The following is a 23,662-nucleotide window of genomic DNA, read 5'->3' as shown; positions in this document are numbered from 1 at the left end:
AGCTTGCCGAAGCACCTCTACCGCGCAACTAATTGATTTTAGTATTGCGGTAGAGATGCTTCGGCAAGCTCAACATGACCGGCTTTTAGCAGGACGACCGGCTTTAGCTTAATTCAAATCGTTAAATCGTAGGGTCGGCGGGCGTGGCGGAATTGTTCTCCCGCTCTACCCGGGGGTATGGCAAGAAGTTCCGGTTGCGCTCGGCCCCTGTGGTACCCGGGCCGGGCCGGCCAAAGCGCCGGCTGTCGCTGAGGCGGAAACCCTGAAAAGCCAGCTCAATTTGGCGGTTGCGGTAGATTTCCAGCAAGATGGCGTCGGCGGTGAGGGGGCCGGAGTAGGCCGGCAGCGACGCTCCCACGCCGAAGGCATCCGCAGCCGGCGTCTTGGTGAGCACTTTGTTCAGCTCGGTTACGGCGTTGGTCAGGTCGCCTTTGCGGGCGTAGGCCTCGGCCCGAATCAGGAGCATCTCGCCGGGCAGGTACACGGGGATGGCCGCGTTGTTGGCGGTGTAGAAACCGGTGCCCAGGTTTTGCGTGGCGGCCGGGTTCGTGCGGATGTAGAACGGCAGGCGGCGGTCGGCGGAGTTGGGAGCCAGGGCGCCCGTCAGGCCAAGGCTGGCGTTGGTGGGCTCAAACACGTTCTTGTTGCCGAAAGAAGTCTCGAATAAGGGGTTGCGGGTGTTGTCGTCGAAGTTGAACACCGACTTTTTGGTCAGGTCTACTTTGGCGGCGGCGGCTAGGGCCTTGTCGTAGTCGCCGGCTTCGAGGCTGTAGCGCGCTATCAGGGCCTGCACGGTGTTGGTCAGGTCGATGCCGGGCACAATCTTGGCGTTGAAATCGGCCGAAACCGGCGTAGCGGCCAGCTGCGCGGCGGCAGCTTCGAGCTGGGTCACGGCGCTGCGCAGCAGCTCGAGGCGGGGCACAAAGGGAGCATTCTCCTGCGTGATGAGCGGGGCCTGCTCAAAATACTGGGCCAGCGTGCCCAGCGCCAGCGCCCGGAAAATGCTGGCATAGGCCACGATGCCGCTGCGAGTGCCGGCATCCGGGGCGTTGCCCGCGTTTAGCAGAATCAGGTCGGCGTTGGCCCGCACCAGCTGGCTCTGGGTCCAGAGGTTGCGCACCACGCCATTGCTGTTGGTGAGGTTACCGGCCCCGAGGCTGACGTTGTATTCCTCAATGTTGCCCACGTTCAGAATGGCCAGCTCGCGGGTGGTGAGGCCGCCGGCAGCCACAGTGTTGTAGAGCACGCTCAGGAAGCCGCCGGCGGCGTAGCGGTACTGCAGGCCATTGCAGAGTGTGATGAGGCCGTCGGAAGAAGCTACCACCTGGCCTTGGCTGGCGGTGCTGGGGTTCTGGTATTCCTTGTTGCAGCCGCCGAGGGCCAGGGGCAGCAGGGCGGCAAAAATGAGCAGTTTCTTCATGTTGATAAGGCAATAACAGGCTTTAGAAAGAGGCCGACAGCTTCAGCTGGTAAGTGCGCGGAATGGGCACGTTGCCAAAGTCGATGGCCCGCAGCAGGTCGGAGGTGCCGCCGGCGCTGGTTTCGGGGTCGAAGCCGTTGTAGTTATCCCAAGAGTACAGGTTGCGGCCCACCAGCGTGAGGTTCAGGGCGCTGATGAGCTTGGTGAAGGTGGGCAGCGTGTAGTTCAGGGCCACTTCGCGCAGCTTCACGTACGAGCCGTCGTCGATGCGGAATTCCTGGGTGTTGTAGATGGCGAAGATGTAGCCGCGCGGCAGCTGCCCGCGGAGTTCCTGCTCGGCGAGGTCGCCCAGGCCTACCCCCTGGCGGGTGCGTTTGTCGGCGTTGAAGACGCTCACGCCCTGCACGGCGTCAAGCAGCACGTGCAGCGAGAGCTTCTTATACGCCAAGTTGGTCGTGAACGAGCCCGTCCACTTTGGGTTGGGGTTGCCAATGACGACGTTGGCAATGGTCGAGCCCGGGCCGTAGCTGGGCTGGCCTTCGCTGTTGCGGGCCGGCGTGAACTGCGTAGAGCCCACGGCCTGGCCGATGGTGCGCTCGTCCTGCGGGAAGCCCTGGGGCGTGAGCAGCAGCGAGCCGTCGGGGTTGCGGGCGTAGGCCGAGCCAAAAAATACGCCAGCCGGCTGCCCCTGCAGCAAATACACCGGGGCCCCGGCCACGTTATCAATGGAAATGGCCTGGGTGGCGCCGTTGGAGCCGGGCAGGCTCAGCACCTTGTTGCGGTTGCGGTTGTAGATAAAGCCCACGTCCCAGGTGAAGTTGGTGGTTTTCACCGGCGCGGCGTTGAGCGCTATCTCCAGGCCGCGGTTCTCCATCGTGCCCACGTTGTTCACGATGGAAGAGCCGCCCTGGCTCGGGGCCAGGTTGCGGCGCACCACCAGGTCGTTGATTTTCTGGTAGTAGAACGTCAGGCCCAGGTTGAGCCGGTCGCGTAGAAAGCCCAGGTCGGCACCGGCTTCCGTCTCGGCCATGCGCTCGGGCTTCACGGCGGGGTTGGCCAGGGTGGTGCCGGGCGTGATGGTGTTGCGGCCCAGGAAACCCACCGGGTTGAACTGATAAAACCGGTCGTAGGAGCCGATGCCCGTCAGGTTGCCGGCTTCGCCGTAGCTGGCGCGCAGCTTGAGGCTGTTGAAGGCGTTGGCATAGGCGGCGTTCTGCCAGAAGCCCAGGTCAGACAGCACCAGGGAGGCGCTGATTTTGGGGTACACCTGGTTGGTTTCGGTCGTGGAAAACTTCGACGACCGGTCGCGCCGCACGGCCCCGGTCAGGAAAGCCAGGTTGCGGTAGCCGATGGTGGCCTGCCCGTAGTAGCCGCTCAAATCGAAGCGGTCGAGGCTGTAGGCCGACACCACCGTGGTGCTCGCCGCCCCCGACACCGTGGTGATGAACGGCGCCAAGTTCTGCCCCTGCGTGGTGGTGTAGTCCTGCCGGCCAAACTGGTAGCTGTAGCCCGCCCGCAGGTTCAGCTTGAGGTTTTCGCTCAATGCCACCTCGTAGCCGGCATTTATGTCGGAGTTGAGCTGGAGCACGGCGTTGTTGCCGTTGGCCGCGAAACCGAAGGGGTAGCGGGCGGCGGGCAGGCCGGCCGTGGCCTGGTACGGATAAGGCCGGATGTAGCTCTGGCCCACCTGCGAGTAGGCGTCCACGCCCAGCACGTAGTCGAGCGAAAAGCTCTTAAACGGCGTCAGGTTCACCTGCACGTCGCCCACCGTCCGGTTCACGCTCTGCGTAAACTTCATGTCCTCGATGGTCGAGAGGGGGTTCACGCGGGTCGGCTCCACGGCCAGCAGGTTGCCGGAAGCATCGCGCCTATTGATGTCGTAGATGTTGTTGGTGATGTTGATGGAGTTGATGGGGCTGTAGAACACGTTGCCGTTGGCCTTCTCGTTGGAGAAGCTGTTGATGTAGCTCAACCCCGCCGACACCTTGGCCCAATTGGTGAGGCGCTGGTCGACGCGCGCCCGCAGGTTGTAGCGCGTGAAGTCGGTGCCCTTGATAATGCCCTGGTTCTTGAGGTAGTTGGCCGACACGTAGTACTGCGTCTGGTCTGAGCCGCCGGCGATGGAAACCGCGTCGTCGGTGCCGTAGCCGGTCCGGAAAATCTCCTTGAAGTAGTCGTAGCGGGGCACGTCCACCAGGTTGGAAGCCAGCTGCGTGGTGGTGCCGGCCCGGCTGATGCCCACCGTGGTGGTGCCGGGGTTAGCCGCTATCTGGGCCGGCGTGATGCCGCCGATGGTGTAGAGCCGCAGCCCGGCAAAGCCGAACTGCTTGCCGTAGGTATTCACCGGCACCGACTTGCGCAGCTCGTTGATGTTGAAGCTGGTGGATACCGACACCCGGGGCGCACCCGACTTGCCGCGCTTGGTGGTGATAAGCACCACACCGTTGGCGGCCCGTGAGCCGTACTGGGCCGCCGCTGCCGCTCCGTTGATGATGTTGATGCTGGCGATGTCGTTGGGGTTGAGGTCGGCCAGGCGGTTCTGGCCGGCATTGGCCACGCCCACGTCGTTGCTCACGGCCAGCTGCGACACGTTGGTGCTGGCGTTGCTCACAATCACCCCGTCAATCACATACAGCGGGTCGGAAGAGCCCTGGAGCGAGTGCACGCCCCGCAGGCGAATGGACAGCGAGCCGGCCGGGTCGCCGGAGTTCTGGGTAATCTGCGCGCCGGGCACCTTGCCCTGCAGCGAGTTGAGTACCCCACCCGAGCCGCTTTGGGTCAGCTCGGCCCCGTTGATGGTGCTGATGGCATTGCCCAGCTCGCGCTTGGGCGCACTCACCGTCGAGCCTACCACCACCACCTCGTCGAGCTTCTGGCGGGCTACCGTCAGTGCCACGTTGGTAGTCACGGTTTCGTCGGCCCCCAGCGTAATGGCCCGCGTCTCGGTCGTAAAGCCCACCGAGCTAAAGGTGAGGGTGTAAAGTCCGGGCGCCAAGGTCGCTTCTAGCGAATACGCCCCGTCGCTACCCGACGTAGCGCCCGCCGTGGTGCCTTCCAGGCGCACCGTGGTGCCGGGCACATCCTGCCCGGCGGCGTCGGTCACGCGGCCCTTCAGCACATACCGCCGAGTATTGCCCGCGGGCTGGGCCCCCACCTGCATGGCCAGCAGGAGCAGTAAGAGCAGGCCGGCCCATTGCAAGGGCAGCCTACCGAAGACGTAAATTTTTATCATTTCAGCAGGGTTAAAAGGTGAAAGTGGCTACAATCGTCTGTAGCAATAAAGCTACAGAAAACAACATTAATACATGATGGCAATATCTCGGAGTTTTGCCTGCCGCCAGTGCTGGCCACCCTCCTTCCCGGAGTTGATGCCAGCCATTGGTTTCCCAGCTTTTTAGCTCAACAAAACTGGCGTACCGTCCGCTGGCGCTGGCTTTTGCCAGACTGGCCACTTCCTGGTTTTCACTTTTTCTCCCGAAATAAATAACGACCTTAGGCCCCATGCAAACCACCACCGAAGCCGCCGTAGCCACCACCGGCGCCACCCCGCTCGCCGAGGCCTCGCAGCCCGGCCGCCTCATCTCGCTGGACGTCTTCCGGGGCATCACCGTCATGGCCATGATTCTGGTGAACAACCCCGGCGACTGGGGCCACATCTACCCCCCGTTCGAGCACGCCGAATGGAACGGCTGCACCCCCACCGACCTCATCTTTCCCTTTTTCCTGTTCATCGTGGGCGTGAGTTTGGTGTATGCCCTCGATGGCGTGAAGCAAAAAGGTGGCCCGCAGGGCGCCGTGCTGCTGCGCGTGCTGCGGCGGGCGGCGGTGCTGTTTGGGCTGGGCCTGCTGCTCTCGCTCTACCCCAAGTTCGACTTTTCGATGGTGCGCATCATGGGCGTGCTGCAGCGCATTTCGCTGGTGTTTCTGGGCTGCAGCATCATCTTTCTCAAGACCAGCTGGCGCACGCAGGTGTATCTGCTGGCAGCCTTCCTGGTGGGCTACGCCGTGCTCATGCAGCTGGTGCCCGTGCCGGGCTTCGGCCCTGCCAACCTGGAGCCCAGCACCAACCTCGGCGCTTGGCTCGACCGCCTCGTATTCGGCGAAGCCCACCTTTGGAAGCAAAGCAAAACCTGGGACCCCGAGGGCCTGCTCGGCACTTTGCCGGCCCTGGGCACCGGCTTGCTCGGCTGCCTCACGGCCCAGTGGCTGCGGCGGCGCGACCAGCAGCCAGCCGCCAAAGTGGCCTGGCTGTATGTAGCGGCCGGCGTAGTTATCATCGCGGGGCTCGTGTGGGCGCCGTGGTTTCCCATCAACAAAGCCCTGTGGAGCAGCCCCTACGTGCTTTACACCGGCGGGCTGGCCATGGCGGGGCTGGCCGCCCTGTACTGGGTGTGCGACGTGCAGGGCTACCGCGCCTGGACGCGCCCGGCCCTGGTGTACGGCGTCAACGCCATTCTGGTGTTCTGCCTGTCGGCCCTGCTTTCGCGCACGTTCAGCCTGTTCAAATTGATGGGACCCGCAGGCAAAACCGTAGGGCTGAAGGAGTGGCTCTACGAGTGGGGCATCGCGCCGTTCTTCGCCGACCCGCGCACTGCCTCGCTAGTGGGCGCAGTCGTGCTGGTGCTTATCTGGCTCGGAATACTAAGCTGGATGTATAAAAAGGGCATTGTGCTCAAAGTTTGACCAACTCCACACTGCATTTGCTAACTGCCTACGGTTCAGCTTAGATTAAAATAAGAATAAATATGGTTTTAACAATGGTTGTACTTATATTTGCGAGGTCCTCCACCAAATACATCCACAACCACTATGGCAACAACCCTACCCTACCCCGCCCCCCTAAACAATCCCTCACCCGGCGTGCGAGTGCTGTCTTGGCGCTGGCGATTACCCTGCTGGTATCGGCCTGTAGCCACGACCCCGAACCGTTAATGGACCCCAAGCCTGTTTCGGCGCTGGCCGAAACTTACTCGGCCGACGTGGCCACTAAGTGGGCCGATATGGAGCTGCGCCTCGTTAAAAACGGCGTGAGCTTCACCCCACCGGTGGCCTCGCGCGCCATGGGCTATTGCGGCGTGGCGCTTTACGAAGCCGTGGTGCCAGGCATGCCAGAGTATCAGTCCCTAGCCGGGCAGCTCACCAACCTTGCTTCCTTGCCCAAGCCCGAAACCGGCCAGCGCTACAACTGGAACGTGGCGGCCAATGCGGCCGAGGCCCTCATGGTTAAGAGCATGTTTGGCAACGCCAGCGCAGCCCAGCGCGCCTCCATCGACTCGCTGGAAACGGCCCTGAATCAAACCTACCGCACGGCTGAGGAATTCGACCGCTCCGTAAAGTTCGGGCAGCAGATAGCCCAGGCCTTGTTCGACTGGTCCCGCACCGACGGCGGGCACGAAGGGTACCTCAACAACCAGCCCGCCAGCTTCGTGCCGCCCGTGGGCGTAGGCCTGTGGGTGCAAACCACACCGGGCGCAGCCGGCCGCGCCATTCAGCCGACGTGGGGCCAAAACCGCCTCTTTGTGCCAGCCAATGCCACCATGACCATGCCGGCCCTTTCGTACTCCTACTCTACCCAGCCCGGCTCGCCTTACTACGCCCAGGTGCTGGAACTCTACAACACCAGCAAGAACCTCACGGCGGCCCAGCGCACCATCGCCAACTATTGGGCCGATGGCGGCCAGACCATTAGCCCGCCCGGCCACTCCCTCAACATCACCAGCATTGTGCTGCGCGACCGCAAAGCCACCCTGGCCCTGGCCGCCGAAGCCTATGCCCGCGTGGGCATGGCCGTGTCCGATGCCTTCGTGAGTTGCTGGAAATGCAAGTTTACCTACAACTGGCAGCGGCCCATCACGGCCGTGCAAGCCATGCTGGACCCCACCTGGCAGCCGCTGCTGGCCACCCCACCCTTCCCGGAATTTGTGTCGGGCCATGCCTCGCAGTCCGGCGCCGCCTCGCAAGTCCTCGGCGACTTGTTCGGTCCCCAAACGACTTTCGTCGACAACACGCACCAGGCCCGCGGGGCTGGGTACGAGCCGCGCACCTTCACCAGCTTTGCCGCCTTTGCCGATGAAGCGGCCATGTCGCGCCTCTACGGCGGCATCCACTTCCGCAGCGCCAACGAGGTGGGCCTGGCCGAAGGCCAGAAACTGGGCCGCAACGTGAGTGCCCTGCACTTCCACCGCTAGCCCCATCGGCGCCCCGCCGGCGGCAGTGGGATGCTTCGTGCCGAACTTGCGGCCTTACTCTGGTTAGCAAGCAACTATAGCTATGAAAATTCTCATCGTCGGGGGCGGCAACATGGGCCTGACTTACGCCCGCAGCTTTGTGCGGGCGCACATCACCTCGCGGCTCGATTTGCGGCTGCTGGCCCGCTCGCCTCAGCGGGTGGCGGCACTGGCCGCGCACGAGCTGGGCACCGTATCGGGCGACCCCGCCCAGTGCGTGCCGGGAGCCGATATCATCATTCTAGCGGTGAAACCGCAGGATTCGCCAGCCCTGTTTGAGGCGATGCGCGGGCTGGTGCAGCCGCACCAGGTCGTACTTAGCATCATGGCCGGGGTGCGGATTGCCACGCTTCGCGATGCATTGCGCACCCCCAAGGTCATTCGGGCCATGCCCAACCTGCCCGCCCAAATCGGCATGGGCATGACGGCCTTTACCAGCACCGACGAAGTAACCCGCGCCGAGCTGGTGCAGGTACAAAACCTGCTCAGCACCACGGGCAAGACGGTTTACGTCGAGGAAGAGTCGGCCATTGATGCGGCCACGGCCATTTCGGGCAGCGGCCCGGCCTACGTGTACTACTGCATGGACGCCCTGATGACCGCCGCCACGCAAATGGGCTTCACCCCAGCCGAAGCCGAGCTGCTGGTGAGCCAGACCTTCCGCGGCGCGGTGGAGCTGTACTCCCAATCGGGCCTGAGCTGCACCGACTGGATTGCCAAAGTGGCTTCCAAAGGCGGCACCACCGAGGCGGCCATGCACGCCTTCGGCGCGGGGCAGGTGCGCGAAGGGCTGGTGGCGGGAGCCGCGGCAGCCCGCGACCGGGCCGAGGAGCTGGGGAAATGATTTCAATTAACAATTATCAATTAACAGTTAGCAGTCTTTCAGGCAGCCCGAATGGCGCAAATTGAACAGCTGTTAACTGTTAATTGATAAATGTTAAATGACCCTACGCCACCGAGTACCCTGCAAAGTCCTTGCGTAGCTGCGTTTTGAGCAGCTTGCCGGTGGCTGTGTGGGGCAATTGCTCCACAAATTCAACGGCATCGGGCTCGCAGAACTTGGCTACTTTCCCTTTGAAAAAGGTGAGCAGGTCTTGGGCCGATACGTCCATGCCGGGGCGGCGCACTACTACCAGCAGGGGCCGTTCGCTCCACTTGACGCTGGGCACCCCTATCACGGCGGCTTCGGCCACGGCGGGGTGGGCAATGGCCAGGTTCTCCAAGTCGATGCTGGAAATCCACTCGCCGCCGGACTTGATGACGTCCTTCGAGCGGTCGGTGATTTGCATAAAGCCGTCGGGGTCGATGGTGGCCACGTCGCCGGTCCGGAACCAGCCGTCGGCCGTGAGCTCGCCGAGCTTGCCGCTGCGGAAATAGTCGCCCACCACCCACGGCCCCCGCACCAGCAAGTCGCCGAAAGCCACGCCGTCGTGCGGCAGCTCCTGCCCGTCGTCGCCCACAATTTTCATATCCACGCCAAACACCACGCGGCCCTGCTTAGCCCGCACGGCCAGGTTGTCGGTGGGGCTGAGGGCTTGGTGCTTGGCCTTGATGTGGCCGGCCGTGCCCAGCGGGCTGGTTTCGGTCATGCCCCAGGCGTGCATAATGGTCACGCCCAGCTCTTCCTCAAACGCCTTCATCAGGGCCGGGGGGCACGAGGAGCCGCCCACCACCGTGCGCCGCAAGGTGCTGAACGTGTGCTTGCCTTCGCGCATGAATTGCAACAGCGCCAGCCAGATGGTGGGCACGCCGGCCGAAAACGTCACGCCTTCGTTTTCGGCCAGTTCGTACAGGCTGGCGCTGTCCATGCCGGCGCCAGGCAGCACCAGCTTGGCCCCGTTGAGTGGGGCCGCAAACGGCAGGCCCCAGGCGTTGACGTGGAACATGGGCACCACGGGCATTACCACATCCAGGGCCGAGCAGCTCAAGGCATCGGGCAGCGAGATGGCCATGGCGTGCAGCACCGTAGAGCGGTGCGAGTACAGCACGCCCTTGGGCTGGTCGGTGGTGCCGGAGGTGTAGCAGAGCGAGCAGGCCGTGTTTTCGTCCAGCACCGGCCATTCGTAGTCGGCCGATTCGGCGGCGAGCAGGTCTTCGTAGCTGCACAAGCCGGGCAGATTAGAATCGGTGGGCAAGTGCTTGGGACCGGTCATCAGCACCCACTTCTCTACGCTGGGGCACAGGGGAGCCAGCCGCTCCACCAAAGGCAAAAAGGTGATATCGAAGAACAGCAGCCGGTCCTCGGCGTGGTTGATGATGTAAACCAGTTGCTCCGGAAACAGGCGCGGGTTGATGGTGTGGCACACCGCCCCGATGCCCGCCACGCCAAAGTACAGCTCAAAATGCCGGTGCGTGTTCCAGGCCACCGTGCCCACTCGGTCGCCGTCCTTGATGCCCAGTTTCAGCAGAGCATTGGCCAAGCGCTTGCTGCGGTGGTGCGCCTGCGCGTAGGTGTAGCGGTGAATGCCGCCCTCGGGCAGGCGCGAAACGACTTCGGATTCGGCGTGCCACTTGGCGGCGTGTTCGAGCACGCCGGCCACGCGCAGCTGGTCGGCCATCATCAATCCTAGCATAAGTCCGTCGGCAGTAAGGGGGTGGGAATGGCAGCCAAGCTACCTAATATTTCTGATTCCAGAATCCCTATTCCGGCCGTTACTTATCCGGTTCGCAGCCGGCGTTTCTCATTGCTTGTGCACGGCCTCAATGGCTATCTGCAGCAGCGCACTGCGCACGCCCAGCTCCGTCAGCTTGTTGTTGTTGCGGGTAGGATGCACGCGGTTCGTGAGCAGGATTACCACCAGCTCCTCCTTTGGCTCAACCCAGAAATACGTGCCGGTGTAGCCGGTGTGGCCGTAGCTGCTCTGGGAAGCGCTTTTGGCCGAGTTCACGGTCGGGTTGGCAGCGGGCCGGTCAAAGGCCAGCGCGCGGCGGTTGTCAGGGCAGAACTGGCAGCGGGTCCAGTCGGCCAGAATTTCCTGCTTGAAAATCTGCTGGCCGCCGTAGCGCCCGCCCCAGGCGTAGGTCTGAGCCAGCTTGGCCAGGTCGTTGGCAGAGCCAAACAGGCCGGCGTGGCCCGAAAGGCCCCCGAGCAGCGCGGCTCCTTCGTCGTGCACGGTGCCGTGCAGCAGCTGGCGGCGGAAAGCCGAATCAACTTCCGTGGGCACGATGCGGCGCAGCGGAAAGCGGTTGGTGGGCCGAAAGCCCAGGGTGGTGGCGCCCAGCGGGCCGTATACTTCGCGCTGCAAAAAGGCATCAAACGTCTGCCCGGTGCGGGCCTTCACCAGCTCCGGATACAGAATAAACGACAGGTCGGAATACACGTAGCCGGGCTTTTCATTCAGCGGCGACTCCCCTATTTCCTTGTAGATGCGGGCCGGCAGTTTCTTGCGAGCCCACAGCCCCTGGGCGGCCGGCAGCGGGAATCGGGCCGAGGAATCGGCGCGGAAATAGCGCCGGCGCAGCTCGCCGTTCTTCTTGGTGAGCTCCTTCCAAAACGGAATCCACGCCTTGAGCCGGGCCTGGTGGGTGAGCACATCGCGCATGCGCAGGTTGGCCTTGTTGGTGCCGCGCAGGAAAGAAAAGTACTGCCCCATGGTGCTATCGGGGCTGAATTTGTTCTGCTCCTGCAGTTTGAGCAGGGCAGGCGTCGAGGCCATGAGCTTGGTCACGGAAGCCAGGTCGTAGATGTCGTTGTTGCGCACAGGGCGCGGGGTGGACAATGAAGAAGGCGAAATGAGGAGCGAAGATTTTTTTTCGCGCCCCTTCTTCCTTTTCGATTTCTTATTCTTCATTCCCAATTCCTCATTGGGGGCAAAGCCCGCGTAGGTGTGGTTGCCGTAGCTTTTGCGCAGCACCACCGTACCGCGCCGGGCAATGACCACCTGCGCGCCCGGAAACGCCTGGGCCGCCATGGCCCGGCCCACCAGGCTATCTACCTGGGCTTCGAGGCGCCCGTCCATGTCTACGTCTTCGGGGTTGGCGTAGCGTAGGCGCAGGTTGCCGGCGGTGCGCAGGCCGTAGCCGCGCGGGTAGCGGTCCGACACCGTGACCGGCAGCTTGCCGGCAGCGGCCATGCCGCCAAAAATGGCCTGCGCGGCCAGGTTTTGGGCATCGGGGCTCTCTTGGTAGGCCAGCACCACGGCGTCGGCACGGTCGAGGTCGCGCACCTTGGCCACGGCATAGGCCGAGCCAAACACGCTCACCACCACTTCCTGCTTTTGATTCACCAGCTCCCGCAGCAGCAGGTTGGTTTCGGGCGTAATGCCGAAGCTGGTAGCAGGCAGCCGGCCCAGGCTTTGCAGGGACACCAGCACCATATTATAAGGCTTAAGCGCGGTGCGCAGTTGCAGCAGCTCATCCAGCGTGGGCGAGGCCGAGGCATGGAAATGCGCCGTGGGGGCATAGTCGGCCACCGCTTTTTGGAAGTCGGTGGTGTCGCGCGCCGAACCGCCCAGCACCAGCGTGGCAATCCGCAGGGTATCGAGCCGCTGCAGGGGCAGTAGCTTATTTTGGTTGCGCAGCAGCGTGATACTCAGTTCCGTGAGCCGGTGGCTCAGGTACCGGGCGTGGGGCCCGTTGAGGTCTTCGTAAATGTGCTTGGTCTCTATGGGGCGGTAGTGGTCGAGGCCAGCCCACTGCTTGAGGGCCAGCACGCGGCGGCAGTGCTCGTCGATTTCCTTTTGCGAAATCCGGCCGCTATCCACCGCGGCCCGCACCATCTGGATAGCCAGTGGCACATTCTTGCTGAATTCCAGGATATCGTTGCCCGCAATGAGAGCCCGCACATCGGCCTCGCCAGGTGGGTACTTGCTGATGACGCCCTTCATGTTCATGGCATCGGTGAATATGAGCCCTTTAAAGCCCATCTCCTTCCGTAGAAAGTCCGTAATAATGGGCCGCGAAAGGGTGCTGGGGCCACTCACCGTATCCAGCGCAGGCACGTTGAGGTGAGCCACCATCATGCCCCCAAGGCCGCCCGCAATCAGGCTGCGGAAGGGCGGCAGCTCCAGCGTATCGAGCCGGCGGCGGTCCACCCGCACGGTGGGCAGGGCCAGGTGGGAGTCGGCATCCACGTCGCCGTGGCCCGGAAAGTGCTTGGCCACGGCCAGGATGCCCGCATCCTGCATGCCGCGCATGTACTGGCGGCTGTCGCGGGCTACGGCCGCCGGGTTTTCACCCCAGGAGCGGAAGCCAATGACGGGGTTGGCCGCGTTGTTGTTCACATCCACCACGGGCGCAAAATTGACGTGCATGCCCAGCCGCTTGAATTGTTGGGCTACTTCGCGGCCCATGTCGTAGAGCAGCGTGGTATCGGTTTCGCCCCCCAGGCTCATCTGGTACGGGAATTTCACCACGCTGTCGAGGCGCATGCCCACACCCCACTCCCCGTCCAGGGCCACCAGCAGCGGCACCTGGCTCTGCCCCTGGTAGCGGTTGAGCAAGCGTGCCTGCCTAGCCGGCCCACCCTGGAAGAAAATAAGCCCGCCAATACCGTACTGCTTAATCAGGGCCGAAATGGAGTCCTCGTCCACCCGCGTGCGGTTGGAGTAGGCCGCCACCATAAAAAGCTGCGCCGCCCGCTGGTTGGGGGTGAGCACGCGCATGAGGCTGTCAACCCAAGGCGAGTGCAGGTATTGGGTAAAGGCCGGAGCGTTGGCTGCTGTTTTTGGTACAAGAGCGGCTTTGCGCGCCGCCGCTCGGCTGGCGGCGGTTTTGACTTTTGCGCGGGCAGCCTTGGTTCCAGGAGTGGCTGGCGCGACTTGGCGGGAGGCTGCTTTTTTCGGGGCATACCCGGTGCGGTGCTGGGCCGGGGCCAGTAGCGGAGCCGTCAGCAGCAGGCACACGAGAAGAAACTGGAGGAATTTGGGGAGCGACAAGGCGAGGGTGGGATTTTCTTACGAAAGTAACACTAGTGACAGCTCCACCTTAAAGAAAAAGCGCAGCAAACTAAACAAGATAGCCCTATCGAGTCTAAAGTCTCATTTGACGATATTATGCTACTTCGATCAAGTCATGCCCTCCCCTGTTTTTTAAGGCCTTGTTGTACCCATGACCTTTTACAAGTCGGAGGATTTAATTTTTGGACTGCAGGTCATATTTATTTTACAAGTTTTTCAATCTGACAATAAGGTGTGTCACCGCTGGCCGCTCTGCCCAGCGTCTTTTACCATTGCCCCAGCCGGGGTGGAAACCTACTCTAGGAAGTATAAGGCAGCCATCGCAGGTGAACTTCTCCCCAGAACAGTACACGTGCCTCTATGCTCCTAAAGGAAGGTCGGCTGTGGCCCGAACCGCGCGAAAACTAGCTGGCCATTTACACCTATTGCCTATGTTGCCAGGCCCAACAGTTGGGCTGGTTCTTTATCATGTTCGCATCATGTTGAAGGTCTAGGTTTGTATAAATCTTTAATGCTTCCCGCATTTCATTTATTCACCAACCCAAACCCATGAAAAAAGCCCTGTTTTCCGCTGCTGCCTTGCTGTGCTCGTTTGCTGCGCTGGCTCAAGCCCCTGCCGCTACTGGCGTGCAACACCCCGATAAATCTGCTGCCAAGGAGCGCAAGCACGAAGCCAAAATCAAGCTGCGCGGCGAGGACGACGACCGCGACGGTGACAAAGCCGACAAAGTAGCCCCCGAAAACCACGGCCAGACGGTGAAGGCCTTCACCCAAAGCACCACCCTCACCGGTGCCGATAAAGGTGCCGCAGTAAGCGCAGTAGCCAGCGAGGGCCGTTCGGCAAAAGGCGACCGCGCCGCCCGTGCTCCCCGCAGCGCCCGCGGCGACCATGGCCACGGCGGTGCTGGCAACGGCCACGGCGCCGGGGCCCATCAGGGTGCAGGGGCTGGCCACCGCGGCAACCACTAATTCCTGCTATTGACTGTTTCGTCGGCCGCGTTTCTGAGTTGCTCAGGAGCGCGGCCGGCACTGTTTGAACTGTGCAGCTTATTCATTGGAGATGCAGTAATTTGCCAGTAATCGTTGATTCTGGTTTGCTATATTTATGAAAATCATATTTCACTTCTTTTTCTTACTGCTGGCGCTTGGCATCACGCGGGCATCGGCGCAAACCATGCCGGCCGGGCCAGCCCAGGCCGTGCTGGTCAGGGCTGCCGTGCCGGCAACTCGGCCTGAGTTGGTCGAAGAGCTGGGCGCGGCTGCCCAAACCCCGGCTCAGGGCACTCCCGCTCCTGCCGAGCCGCCCGTAAAAGCCGTGCCACAAACCGAGCGCAAAACCAAGCCCCAGCGGGTGGAGGAAGCAGCCACAGCAGAGCCGGCGGAAGCGCCCTCGGCCCGAGGGGCCAGAGCAGAGCAGAGCGCTCGAAGCGCCCGCGGAAGCCACGGCGCTGGTGCCGGACGAGGGGCCCGCGGCGTGGGTGGAGCAGGCCGCGCCAATGGTGTGGGCAGAGGCCGCGGACATTAGCAGCTATTGAATTCCGACGCTATGCTTTTTTTATGCAGCCCCCGGCACCTGCTGGGGGAGCTACTTCTCATTATCCTTCTGGGCAGCCGCTTGGCCGCCGGCCAGGATGTGGGCGGCGGCCAACCCACGGTCACGCCCGCTGCCCCCGCTGATAGCAGCGCCCAGCACGGCGGCTTCACGGCTGCGCTTAGCTACGGCAGCAATTCCTCGTTTTTTGGCCGCACCCAAACCACGCGCTACCCCTACACCACCGGCGAGTTGACGTATAAGTCCCGCTTTGGGGTATGGGGCTCGGTGGTGGGCTACAACTTGCTCAACACCAGCAGTTTTTTGGATGAAACTGATTTGTCGCTGGGTTGGGATGGCGACTTATCCAAGAAAGTGGATGCGTCGGTGAGCTACTCGCGTTTTCTATTTGCGGCCAACAGTCCCCTCGTGAAGTCAAGCGTGAACAACTCCCTTGACAGCTACCTGGGCCTGGACTGGGGCTATGTGTACTCGCGGCTGAACGCGGCCTACTTGTTTGGCGACAGCAACGATTTTTTTCTGGTGCTCGACAACTCCCGCTACTTCGAAATCGCCAAGGTGTTTACGCCCAAAGGATACCTGGCCATTGAGCCCCGCGTGAGCGTGACGGCCGGCACCCAGCACTTCGCCGAAACCAGCCTAGACCAGCAGCAGTCGCGCGGCTTTGGGCGGGGCCGGGGCAAGGCCGCCGGCACGACCACCGTCACCACCACCCGGCTGCAAGTGCTCAACTACGAGCTGCGCGTGCCCGTGACTTACTCGTTGGGCGTGGTTTCGGCGCAGGTGGCCTGGCGCTATGCCGTGCCCGTGAACCTGCTGCCCGGCGACGTCTCGGGCGCCCGCTCCTACTTCACCACCACCCTGTCGCTGAACCTTTAGCCCGCTTTCGCCATGACCGTTTTAATCGTGGAAGATGAGCGCACCCTGGCCCGGGAGCTCGGCATCTTTCTGTACCAGCACAGCTTCGCCTGCACGGTGGCACGCACGGCGCGCGAAGCCCGCGACCAGCTGGCCGACACCCCGTTTGATTTCGTGCTGCTGGACCTGGGCCTGCCCGACGGCGACGGGCTGGACGTGCTGGCCGAAGCCAAGCAAAACAACCTGACGGCGGCGGTCATCATCCTCACCGCGCGCGGCGCCGTCGAGGACCGCATCGGCGGGCTGGAACTGGGTGCCGACGACTACCTGGCCAAGCCTTTTTCGCTGCCGGAGCTGCTGGCCCGCATGCACGCCATCACGCGGCGGCGCTTCGGGCTGCACAAGCCGCTGGTGGGCTGCGGCGATTTTGAGCTCGACCTGCAAAGCCGCCGCGTGCTGCACGAGAAAACCGAAGTGACGCTGTCGGTGAAGGAATTTGACGTGTTGAGCTACCTCGTGCTGCACAAAAACCGGGTGCTCACCCGCCTACAGCTCACCGAACACATTTGGGGCAACCTGCCCGAGTCCGGTTTCGACTCCAATTACATCGACGCCCACATCAAGAACCTGCGCAAAAAACTGAGCCAGCACGCCGACGTGGAATGGCTGGAAACCGTGCGCGGCGTGGGCTACAAAGTGAAGCTATAGAATGCGCCAAGCCGCACTCCGGCCAAGTTTTCAACCCGTTTTACTGCCCTGTTTGACCAACGCCCGCTTTGAAGCTTAGCACGAAATTCTCCTTGTTCAATGCCCTGTCCCGGGTAGCGATTCTGCTCCTCTTGGTGGGTGTACTGCCGCTGGTGATGAGCAGGTTGGCCCTGGTATCGACCGACCACCGGCTGGCCCAGAAAAAGGAAAAAGTGCTGCGCCTGATTCGGCGAAACGGCATTTCGGCGTTCATCGAGGGTGGGCAGTCGTCCTACGGCAGCTACAACCTGCTCAAGGAAGAATTTATTTCGCTGGAGGCGATTCCGCCCGGCCCCCGGATAGATGTGATTGAGGACTCGAAGCGGGCCGTGGAAGATGAGATTGTGGCCTACCGGGTGCTGAGCTACTCGTTTCCGTTGGGTGGCAAGTACTACCTGCTGGAGATTGGGCGCAGCACGGGTTCCATTGGCGAGACGGAGCGCAATTTCCGCCACTACGCCCTCTACATTCTGCTGGTGGCCGTGGCCCTGACCACGCTGGCCGACCTGGCGTTTTTCCGCTACCTGCTGGAGCCGTTCTACACCATCATTCGCCAGCGGCTGAAGAACGGGCACCACCCGGCGGCGTTCAACTTCGCCCCCATTGCCACCAGCACCGACGATTTCCGCTACCTCGACGAGAGCCTGCGCGAGATGATGACCACCATCCAGGCCTCGTTCACGAAGGAGCGCACCTTCATTGCCGATGCCTCCCACGAGCTGCTCACCCCGCTGGCCGCCCTGCAATACCGCTTCGACAACATGCTCGTCGACGAGAGCCTGAGCGACGAAAACCAGCTGCGCGTGGTGGATTCGCAGCGCACCGTGCACCGGCTGCGCACCATCATCAAGTCCCTGCTCATGATTTCCAAGATTGAAAACGACCAGTTTGCCCGCACCGAAACCGTGTCATTGGCCGAGCTGGTGGCCGAGGTAAGTGAAGAAGTGCAGGACCGTCTGGCGGTGCTCGACCTGACCCTGAAGCAGGAAATCCACCCCGATTTTGTGGTGACCAACTGCAACCGCGGCCTGCTGTTCACGCTGCTGTTCAACCTGGTGGGCAACGCCATCAAATACAACCGCCAAGGCGGCCTGATTTACCTGATGGGGCGGCCCGCGCCCGCGGGAGCCGGCTACGTGCTCGAAGTCCGGGACACGGGGCTGGGCATTGCCAAAGACCAGCTTCCGCGCCTGTTTCACCGCTTCGACAAAGGCGCCACCACCACCGACCCTGACAGCTACGGCCTGGGCCTAAGCATTGCCCGCACCATCGCCGACCTGCACGGCATCGGGATTGAAGTGAACTCCATTGAGGGGCTGGGCACTTCCTTCCTGCTCACGTTCCCGCCCCCAACAGAGGGGCAGTAGCCCCCGAGCCCGGAATTTTCAGGGCCAATGAGCCTCGACTGGCTCAGCTTATCATGTTGGCTTCATGTTTAGGCAGTAGTATTGTAAGCGCAACATTAGCGAGCCGTTTGGGCGCCTCGGATCTACTATAACTTATTGCAAATGGGGGCCTTGGCATTATTACATAAGGGGATTTTAAACCCTGGGACAGAACCCAGGTCTGCGCTACTGTTCAGCCCACCGCGCCCCACTGTCTTTTTTAGCTCAACTACACTTTCAACCTTTTTGTCTTTTTCATGAATTCACCCCTACAAACGCACCAGCCGCTTGCCACGTGGCCCCGCCTTCTCGTATTGCTGTGGCTGATGGTGGCCGGCCTGCTGCCAGGCCGCACCCAGGCCCAAACCACCGGCCCCAGCGGCGGCACGCTCAGCCCGGCGGCTTCGTCGGTCTGCGCTGGCTTCAACTCCGGCACCCTTACCCTGACCGGCTACACCGGCTCCATTATTAAGTACCAGGCCGATAGCGGAAATGGCTACGTAGACATTACCGCCAACTCGCCCACCTACACTTTCTCCAACCTTCAGACTACCACCAACTTCCGCGCCATTGTGCAGAATGGCACCAGCCCCGCGGTGGCCTCTACCGTGGCCACCGTGACGGTAGGCCAGCCGCCCACAGCTACCATCAACTCACAGGGCCCCACCACATTTTGCCAGCAGGGCACCATTTACCTGGTGGCCGGGCCCATTGCGGCGGGCAATAAATACCAGTTTTTGCTCAACGGCCGGGAAATAGTGGGCGCTACCAGCGCCACGTACACGGCTCTGGTTACGGCCAACAGCAGCTATTCGGTGGAAGTAACCAACGCCACCGGATGCTCCTCCATTTCGGCCTCCGTAACGGTACTAGTGCTGAAGCAGAACGTGGTAAACCTGACTGCCGCCACGCCCACCACGTTTTGCCAAGGCGGCTCGGTGCTGCTGTCGGCCAATACGAGCGGGCAGGGCGCCAGCGGCTACACCTTTCAGTATGAGAAGGATGGCGTGCAGATTCCGGGGGCTACCAACGCTACTTACACCGCCACCACCAGCGGCGCCTACCGCGTGGTAGCGTACAATCCCGCCACGTGCACTTCTACTTCCAATACCATAAACGTGACCGCCACGCCGCTTCCCACGGTGTCGTTTAGCTATGCCCTGCCGAGCTACTGCCAGAGCGGCCCCACCAACCCCACGCCCACGGCCTCGCCCAGCGGCGGCACCTTCACGGCTTCGCCCACGGGGCTGAGCCTGAACCCCACTACCGGCATTATCAACCTGAGCCAGAGCCAGCCCGGCACCTACGCCGTGGCGTATGGCATTGGGGGTACCTGCCCGGCCAGCGCCAGCGTCAGCTTTACCATCACGGCGGCGCCCACGGCGGACTTTAGCTACGCCGGCGGCAGCCGCTGCGCCGGTACGCAGGGCACCATCACGCCGACGCTGGCGGCGGGTGCCACGGCCGGCACGTACACCGCCAGCCCGGCGGGACTGAGCCTGAACGCCAGCACCGGCGCCGTGGACGTGGCCCAGAGCCAGCCCGGCACCTACACCATCACCAACAGCCTCGCGGCAGCCAGTGGCTGCTCCGCCACCTCGGCCAGTACCTCACTGGTGCTCAATGCCCAGCCCACGCCGGCCCTTGCCGCCGGTGGGGCCACCACTTTCTGCCAGGGCGGCTCGGTTACGCTTACCGCCACGGGCGGCACGGGCGCGGCTACCTATCAGTTCTATAGCAACGGCCAGCCTATCAGCGGCGCCACGGGCACCAGCTACGCGGCCACGGCCAGCGGCTCCTACACCGTGCTCATCACCAACCCCGGAGGCTGCGCGGCTACTTCAGCGCCCGTTTCTGTGACGGTAAACCCACTAACTACGGCGAGTTTCGGCTACGCCAGCGCCAGCGTTTGTCAGAGCAGCGGGGCCGCGGCGGCTACCATAACCGGCACAACCGGCGGCACTTTTGCCGCCTCGCCAGCCGGGCTGGGCCTGAATGCAACTACGGGCACCATCACGCCCGGCAGCAGCACGCCGGGCACCTACACCATTACCTACGCGGTGGGTGGCCCCTGCCCGAGCAGCAGTACCCAAACGGTGACCATCACGGCCCCGGCCGCGGCCACGTTCAGCTACCCTGCCACGGCCTATTGTGCCAGCAGTAGCATCGCCCCTACCCTGGCCAGTGGTGCGTCGGCGGGCACGTTCAGCTCAACAACTGGCTTAGGGCTGAACACCAGTACCGGCGCCATTGACTTGAGCCAGAGCCAACCCGGCACCTATACCATCACCAACACGGTAGCAGCCAGCGGAGGCTGTGCTGCCACCTCGGCTACGGCAACGCTTACGGTGAACGCCCTGCCAGCCCAACCCACCCTGACCTTGGCCAATGGCGTCTTGAGCACAGCCACGGTGGCCGGCGCTACCTACCAGTACTACCTCAACGGTGTGGCCATTGCCGGGGCTACCAGCGCCACTTATACCACCACGCAAGGCGGCGCTTACACCGTGGTTGTTAGCACAAATGGTTGCGCGTCAGCCCCTTCGGCAGCGGTTACGGTCACGGTTACGGCGGCACGCTCGGGGCAGTCGGCTTTTGGTCTGGCGGTATTCCCCAACCCAACTACCGGCTCGCTCACCGTCAGCATTGCCGGCAGCCACTCCGCAGCGCAGCTCACGGTATACAATGCCCTCGGGCAGCGGGTGCTGACCAGCAGCCTGGCTGCAGCCGCCACCGCCCGCGAATTGGATTTGAGCAGCTTGCCCACCGGCGTGTACGTGCTGCGGGCCGTGAGCACAGAAGGCACCGTAACGCAGCGCATCGTGCGGCAATAGCCTCTTGATTCTTAGCTCAATTTTTAAAAGCCCCGGCGTCTTGCCGGGGCTTTTTTGCTGGTCGCTTAAGGCTTGTTGTTGGTTGATAAATACGCCGTTGCCCCGGCATGGCGGAGGCTATTTTTCAAGGTCAATTATCGGTGTAAAATCTTTGTTTACAGAGAGTAAAATCTCACATAATTTTCATTTTGCCCAAAATAAATTTGAATCGTTCGTTCACCCATTAACCCTTACTCCTCATGAAAACGCTCATGCTTTCGCTTGCGGCTGCGCTGTGCACGTTTGCCGCCGTAGCCCAGACCACCCCTGCTTCGTCGTCCGCCACGACCAAGTCTACCACCCAGACCACCCGGAAATCCAGCACGCACCGCATGGCAAAGCACTCCGGACGCAAGGCCGGGCATAAAGCCATGGCCCACCACAAGAAATAAACTGGTGCTGCTGCCATAACCCAGAGCCTCTTCGGTACGCCCGGAGAGGCTCTTTGCTATTATTCGGGGGCCAATCTGGTTTTGAATAATATCTTTATAATTAGCTATTACTCTAAACATCAGGCTCATTGCACAATGGCCATGCCCAAGCTGGCCCCGCCCAGCAGCCGCCGGGGTGGCACCGCGCCGCGCTGCACCCGTGGTTTGGCGCAGCCCCTCGGGTATTTTCCCGTTATTTGACCTCAACGTTCCGCTTAAATCGGCTTTTTACTTCATGAAAAAACTCGCCCTCGCCGGCCTTGTGGCCGCGGCGCTCAGCACGGCCTGCAACCAGACCAAGACCACCGAAACTGCCACGACTACCGAGAAGCCCGCCGCTACCGAAGGCGCGGCCGACACGACTACCGGCCTGCAGGGCCTGTTCAATAGCTACTGGGAAAAGCAGCTGCGCCTCGACCCCATGTCGGCCACGGCGTATGGCGACAACCGCTACAACAACATCCTGCCCAACAACCAGACCCGGGCCTTTCGCGACACGCTGCACGCGTTTTACCAGAACTACCTGACCCGGCTGCAGCGGTTCGACCGCGAAAAGCTGAGCGAGAACGACAAAATCAGCTACGACATCTTCGCCTACGAGATGAACCACGGGCTGGCCGGCCTCAAGCTCAACACCTGGATGATGCCCGCCAACCAGTTCTACGGCTTGCCCATCACGCTGGGCCAGTACGGCTCCGGCCAGGGCAACCAGCCCTTTAAGACCGTGAAGGACTACGACAACTGGCTGGGCCGGGTGCACGGCTTCACGGCCTGGACCGACTCGGCCATCGGCAACTTCCGGGTAGGCATGCGCCGGGGCGTGGTGCTGCCGCGGGCGCTGGTAGTGCGCATGATTCCGCAGCTGCAAGCGCCTGATATTCTGGTAACCGACCCCACCAAGAGCCTGTACTACGGCCCCATTTCGCGCCTGCCCAAAGACTTTTCGGATGCCGACAAAACCCGCATCACGGACGCTTACAAGAAGGCCATCCTGACCGAGCTGGTACCGGCCTACCGCAAGCTGGGCACCTTCCTGCAGCAGGAATACCTACCCAAGGCGCGCACCACGAGCGGCATCGACGCCGTGCCCGGCGGCAAGGAAATCTATGCCTACGACGTGAAGTACGAGACGACGACCGACAAGACGCCGGCCGAAATCTACCAGATTGGCCTCTCCGAGGTGGCGCGCATCCGGGCCCAGATGGAGCAGATAAAGTCGGAAGTGGGCTTCAAAGGCGACTTGCAGGCGTTTTTTAAGTACCTGAACACCGACCCCAAGTTCCGGCCCTTCAAAACACCGCAGGAAGTGTTAGCTGCCTTCGAAAACATCCACCAGCGGATGCTGCCCAACCTGAAAAAGATGTTTGGCCGCACGCCCAAAACGCCGTTTGAAATCCGCGAAACCGAGAAATTCCGCGAAGCCTCGGCTTCGGCTGAGTACAACCAGGGCTCGCCAGACGGCTCGCGGCCGGGTATTTTCTACGTGCCCATTCCCGATGCCACCACGTTTGCCACCACCTCGGGCATGGAGTCGCTGTTTTTGCACGAAGCCATTCCGGGCCACCACTACCAGATTTCGCTGCAGCAGGAAAACACCAGCCTGCCCAAGTTCCGCCGCTTCGGGGGCCAGAATGCTTACGTAGAGGGCTGGGCGCTGTATTGCGAGAGCCTGGGCCCGGAGCTCGGGCTGTTCAAGGACCCCTACCAGCGCATGGGCGCCCTGGGCGACGAGATGCTGCGCGCCGTGCGCCTGGTAGTAGACACGGGCCTGCACTCGCGCCACATGACCCGCGAGCAGGCCATAGAGTACCTGCTGGCCAACCTGAGCACCACGCGCGACGAGGCCACCTCGGCCATTGAGCGCTACATGGCCATTCCCGGCCAGGCGTTGGGCTACAAAATCGGCCAGCTCAAAATCCGGGAGCTGCGCGCCAAATACGAAAAGCAGCTGGGGCCCAAGTTCAAGCTCAGCGACTTCCACGACGAGCTGCTGAAGGACGGCTCCATGCCGCTGGCCGTACTGGAAAAGAAGATGGACGCCTGGGCCGCGAAGCAATAGCGGCTGGAGGAACCGCACGCCGCAGGGTACCTCACCCCCGGCCCCTCTCCAAAAGAGAGGGGAGCCACGACACAAGCTTTTAGCTCAACTTTAACAAAAAGGCCCGGCTCAATTGAGCCGGGCCTTTTTGTTTGCTGAATAACGTGAGGCTCCCCTCTCCGCGGGAGAGGGGCCGGGGGTGAGGTACCCCGCGCGTGCGGTTCCACCCCACCC

At 62.3% G+C, this 23,662-nt stretch carries 15 protein-coding genes; 11 read left to right on the top strand and 4 right to left on the bottom strand.

The genetic code is table 11. The features are described from left to right. Positions 1–121: 121 nt before the first annotated feature. Entirely contained in the window at positions 122–1,420 is a 1,299-nt protein-coding gene (locus AUC43_RS11230; protein ID WP_068193265.1) for a RagB/SusD family nutrient uptake outer membrane protein, read from the bottom strand. Between the two features lie 22 nt (positions 1,421–1,442). After that, the gene (locus tag AUC43_RS11225; RefSeq protein ID WP_068193261.1) at positions 1,443–4,652 is read right to left on the bottom strand and encodes a SusC/RagA family TonB-linked outer membrane protein; all 3,210 of its coding nucleotides are present in this window, start codon (positions 4,650–4,652) and stop codon (positions 1,443–1,445) included. A 269-nt stretch (positions 4,653–4,921) separates the two neighbouring features. Here AUC43_RS11225 and AUC43_RS11220 point away from each other — a divergent pair, with 269 nt between their 5' ends. The 3 genes from AUC43_RS11220 (at position 4,922) to proC (ending at position 8,491) form a co-directional block, all read left to right on the top strand. After that, positions 4,922–6,103 carry an acyltransferase family protein gene (locus AUC43_RS11220; RefSeq protein ID WP_068193256.1) on the top strand — a complete coding sequence of 394 codons (1,182 nt, stop codon included), beginning with the start codon at positions 4,922–4,924 and terminating at the stop codon, positions 6,101–6,103. 248 nt (positions 6,104–6,351) lie between these two features. Further along, on the top strand, positions 6,352–7,608 hold the full coding sequence (locus AUC43_RS11215; RefSeq protein WP_068193252.1) for a vanadium-dependent haloperoxidase: 1,257 nt from the start codon (positions 6,352–6,354) through the stop codon (positions 7,606–7,608). Between the two features lie 82 nt (positions 7,609–7,690). Then, complete coding sequence (gene proC, locus AUC43_RS11210; RefSeq protein ID WP_068193248.1) at positions 7,691–8,491, top strand: pyrroline-5-carboxylate reductase; 801 nt, start codon at positions 7,691–7,693, stop codon at positions 8,489–8,491. Between the two features lie 103 nt (positions 8,492–8,594). On the opposite strand, the gene AUC43_RS11205 is transcribed toward proC, so the two are convergent. Together AUC43_RS11205 and AUC43_RS11200 are read right to left on the bottom strand one after the other, a co-directional pair. Continuing rightward, positions 8,595–10,220 carry a 3-(methylthio)propionyl-CoA ligase gene (locus tag AUC43_RS11205; RefSeq protein WP_199243436.1) on the bottom strand — a complete coding sequence of 542 codons (1,626 nt, stop codon included), beginning with the start codon at positions 10,218–10,220 and terminating at the stop codon, positions 8,595–8,597. Between the two features lie 108 nt (positions 10,221–10,328). Beyond that, positions 10,329–13,523: a glycoside hydrolase family 3 N-terminal domain-containing protein gene (locus AUC43_RS11200; protein WP_068193242.1), complete on the bottom strand. Its 3,195-nt coding sequence runs from the start codon at positions 13,521–13,523 to the stop codon at positions 10,329–10,331. A gap of 570 nt (positions 13,524–14,093) precedes the next feature. On the opposite strand from AUC43_RS11200, the gene AUC43_RS11195 reads away from it, so the two are divergent. The 8 genes from AUC43_RS11195 to AUC43_RS11160 all read left to right on the top strand — a co-directional run bounded on the left by AUC43_RS11195 (position 14,094) and on the right by AUC43_RS11160 (position 23,449). After that, the gene (locus AUC43_RS11195; RefSeq protein ID WP_068193238.1) at positions 14,094–14,513 is read left to right on the top strand and encodes a hypothetical protein; all 420 of its coding nucleotides are present in this window, start codon (positions 14,094–14,096) and stop codon (positions 14,511–14,513) included. Between the two features lie 136 nt (positions 14,514–14,649). Further along, a complete protein-coding gene (locus AUC43_RS11190) occupies positions 14,650–15,069 on the top strand; it encodes a hypothetical protein (protein WP_068193236.1) in 420 nt (139 codons plus the stop codon). 21 nt (positions 15,070–15,090) lie between these two features. Further along, the gene (locus AUC43_RS11185) at positions 15,091–15,975 is read left to right on the top strand and encodes a TorF family putative porin (RefSeq protein ID WP_157781043.1); all 885 of its coding nucleotides are present in this window, start codon (positions 15,091–15,093) and stop codon (positions 15,973–15,975) included. Between the two features lie 12 nt (positions 15,976–15,987). Beyond that, positions 15,988–16,662, top strand: a complete 675-nt coding sequence (locus AUC43_RS11180) for a response regulator transcription factor (protein WP_068193228.1) — start codon at positions 15,988–15,990, stop codon at positions 16,660–16,662. Between the two features lie 68 nt (positions 16,663–16,730). Continuing rightward, positions 16,731–18,068, top strand: a complete 1,338-nt coding sequence (locus AUC43_RS11175; RefSeq protein ID WP_068193225.1) for a sensor histidine kinase — start codon at positions 16,731–16,733, stop codon at positions 18,066–18,068. A 275-nt stretch (positions 18,069–18,343) separates the two neighbouring features. Continuing rightward, positions 18,344–20,920, top strand: a complete 2,577-nt coding sequence (locus tag AUC43_RS11170) for a T9SS type A sorting domain-containing protein (RefSeq protein WP_068193222.1) — start codon at positions 18,344–18,346, stop codon at positions 20,918–20,920. A gap of 239 nt (positions 20,921–21,159) precedes the next feature. Then, the gene (locus AUC43_RS11165; protein WP_068193220.1) at positions 21,160–21,351 is read left to right on the top strand and encodes a hypothetical protein; all 192 of its coding nucleotides are present in this window, start codon (positions 21,160–21,162) and stop codon (positions 21,349–21,351) included. A gap of 274 nt (positions 21,352–21,625) precedes the next feature. Continuing rightward, positions 21,626–23,449, top strand: coding sequence for a DUF885 domain-containing protein (locus tag AUC43_RS11160; protein ID WP_068193217.1), 1,824 nt, complete (start codon positions 21,626–21,628; stop codon positions 23,447–23,449). Positions 23,450–23,662 lie beyond the last annotated feature (213 nt).

The sequence above is a fragment of the Hymenobacter sedentarius genome, assembly GCF_001507645.1.
Lineage (GTDB): Bacteria > Bacteroidota > Bacteroidia > Cytophagales > Hymenobacteraceae > Hymenobacter > Hymenobacter sedentarius.
Note: the sequence above shows the minus strand (reverse complement) of the source record. Positions and strands in the feature narration are given on the sequence as shown.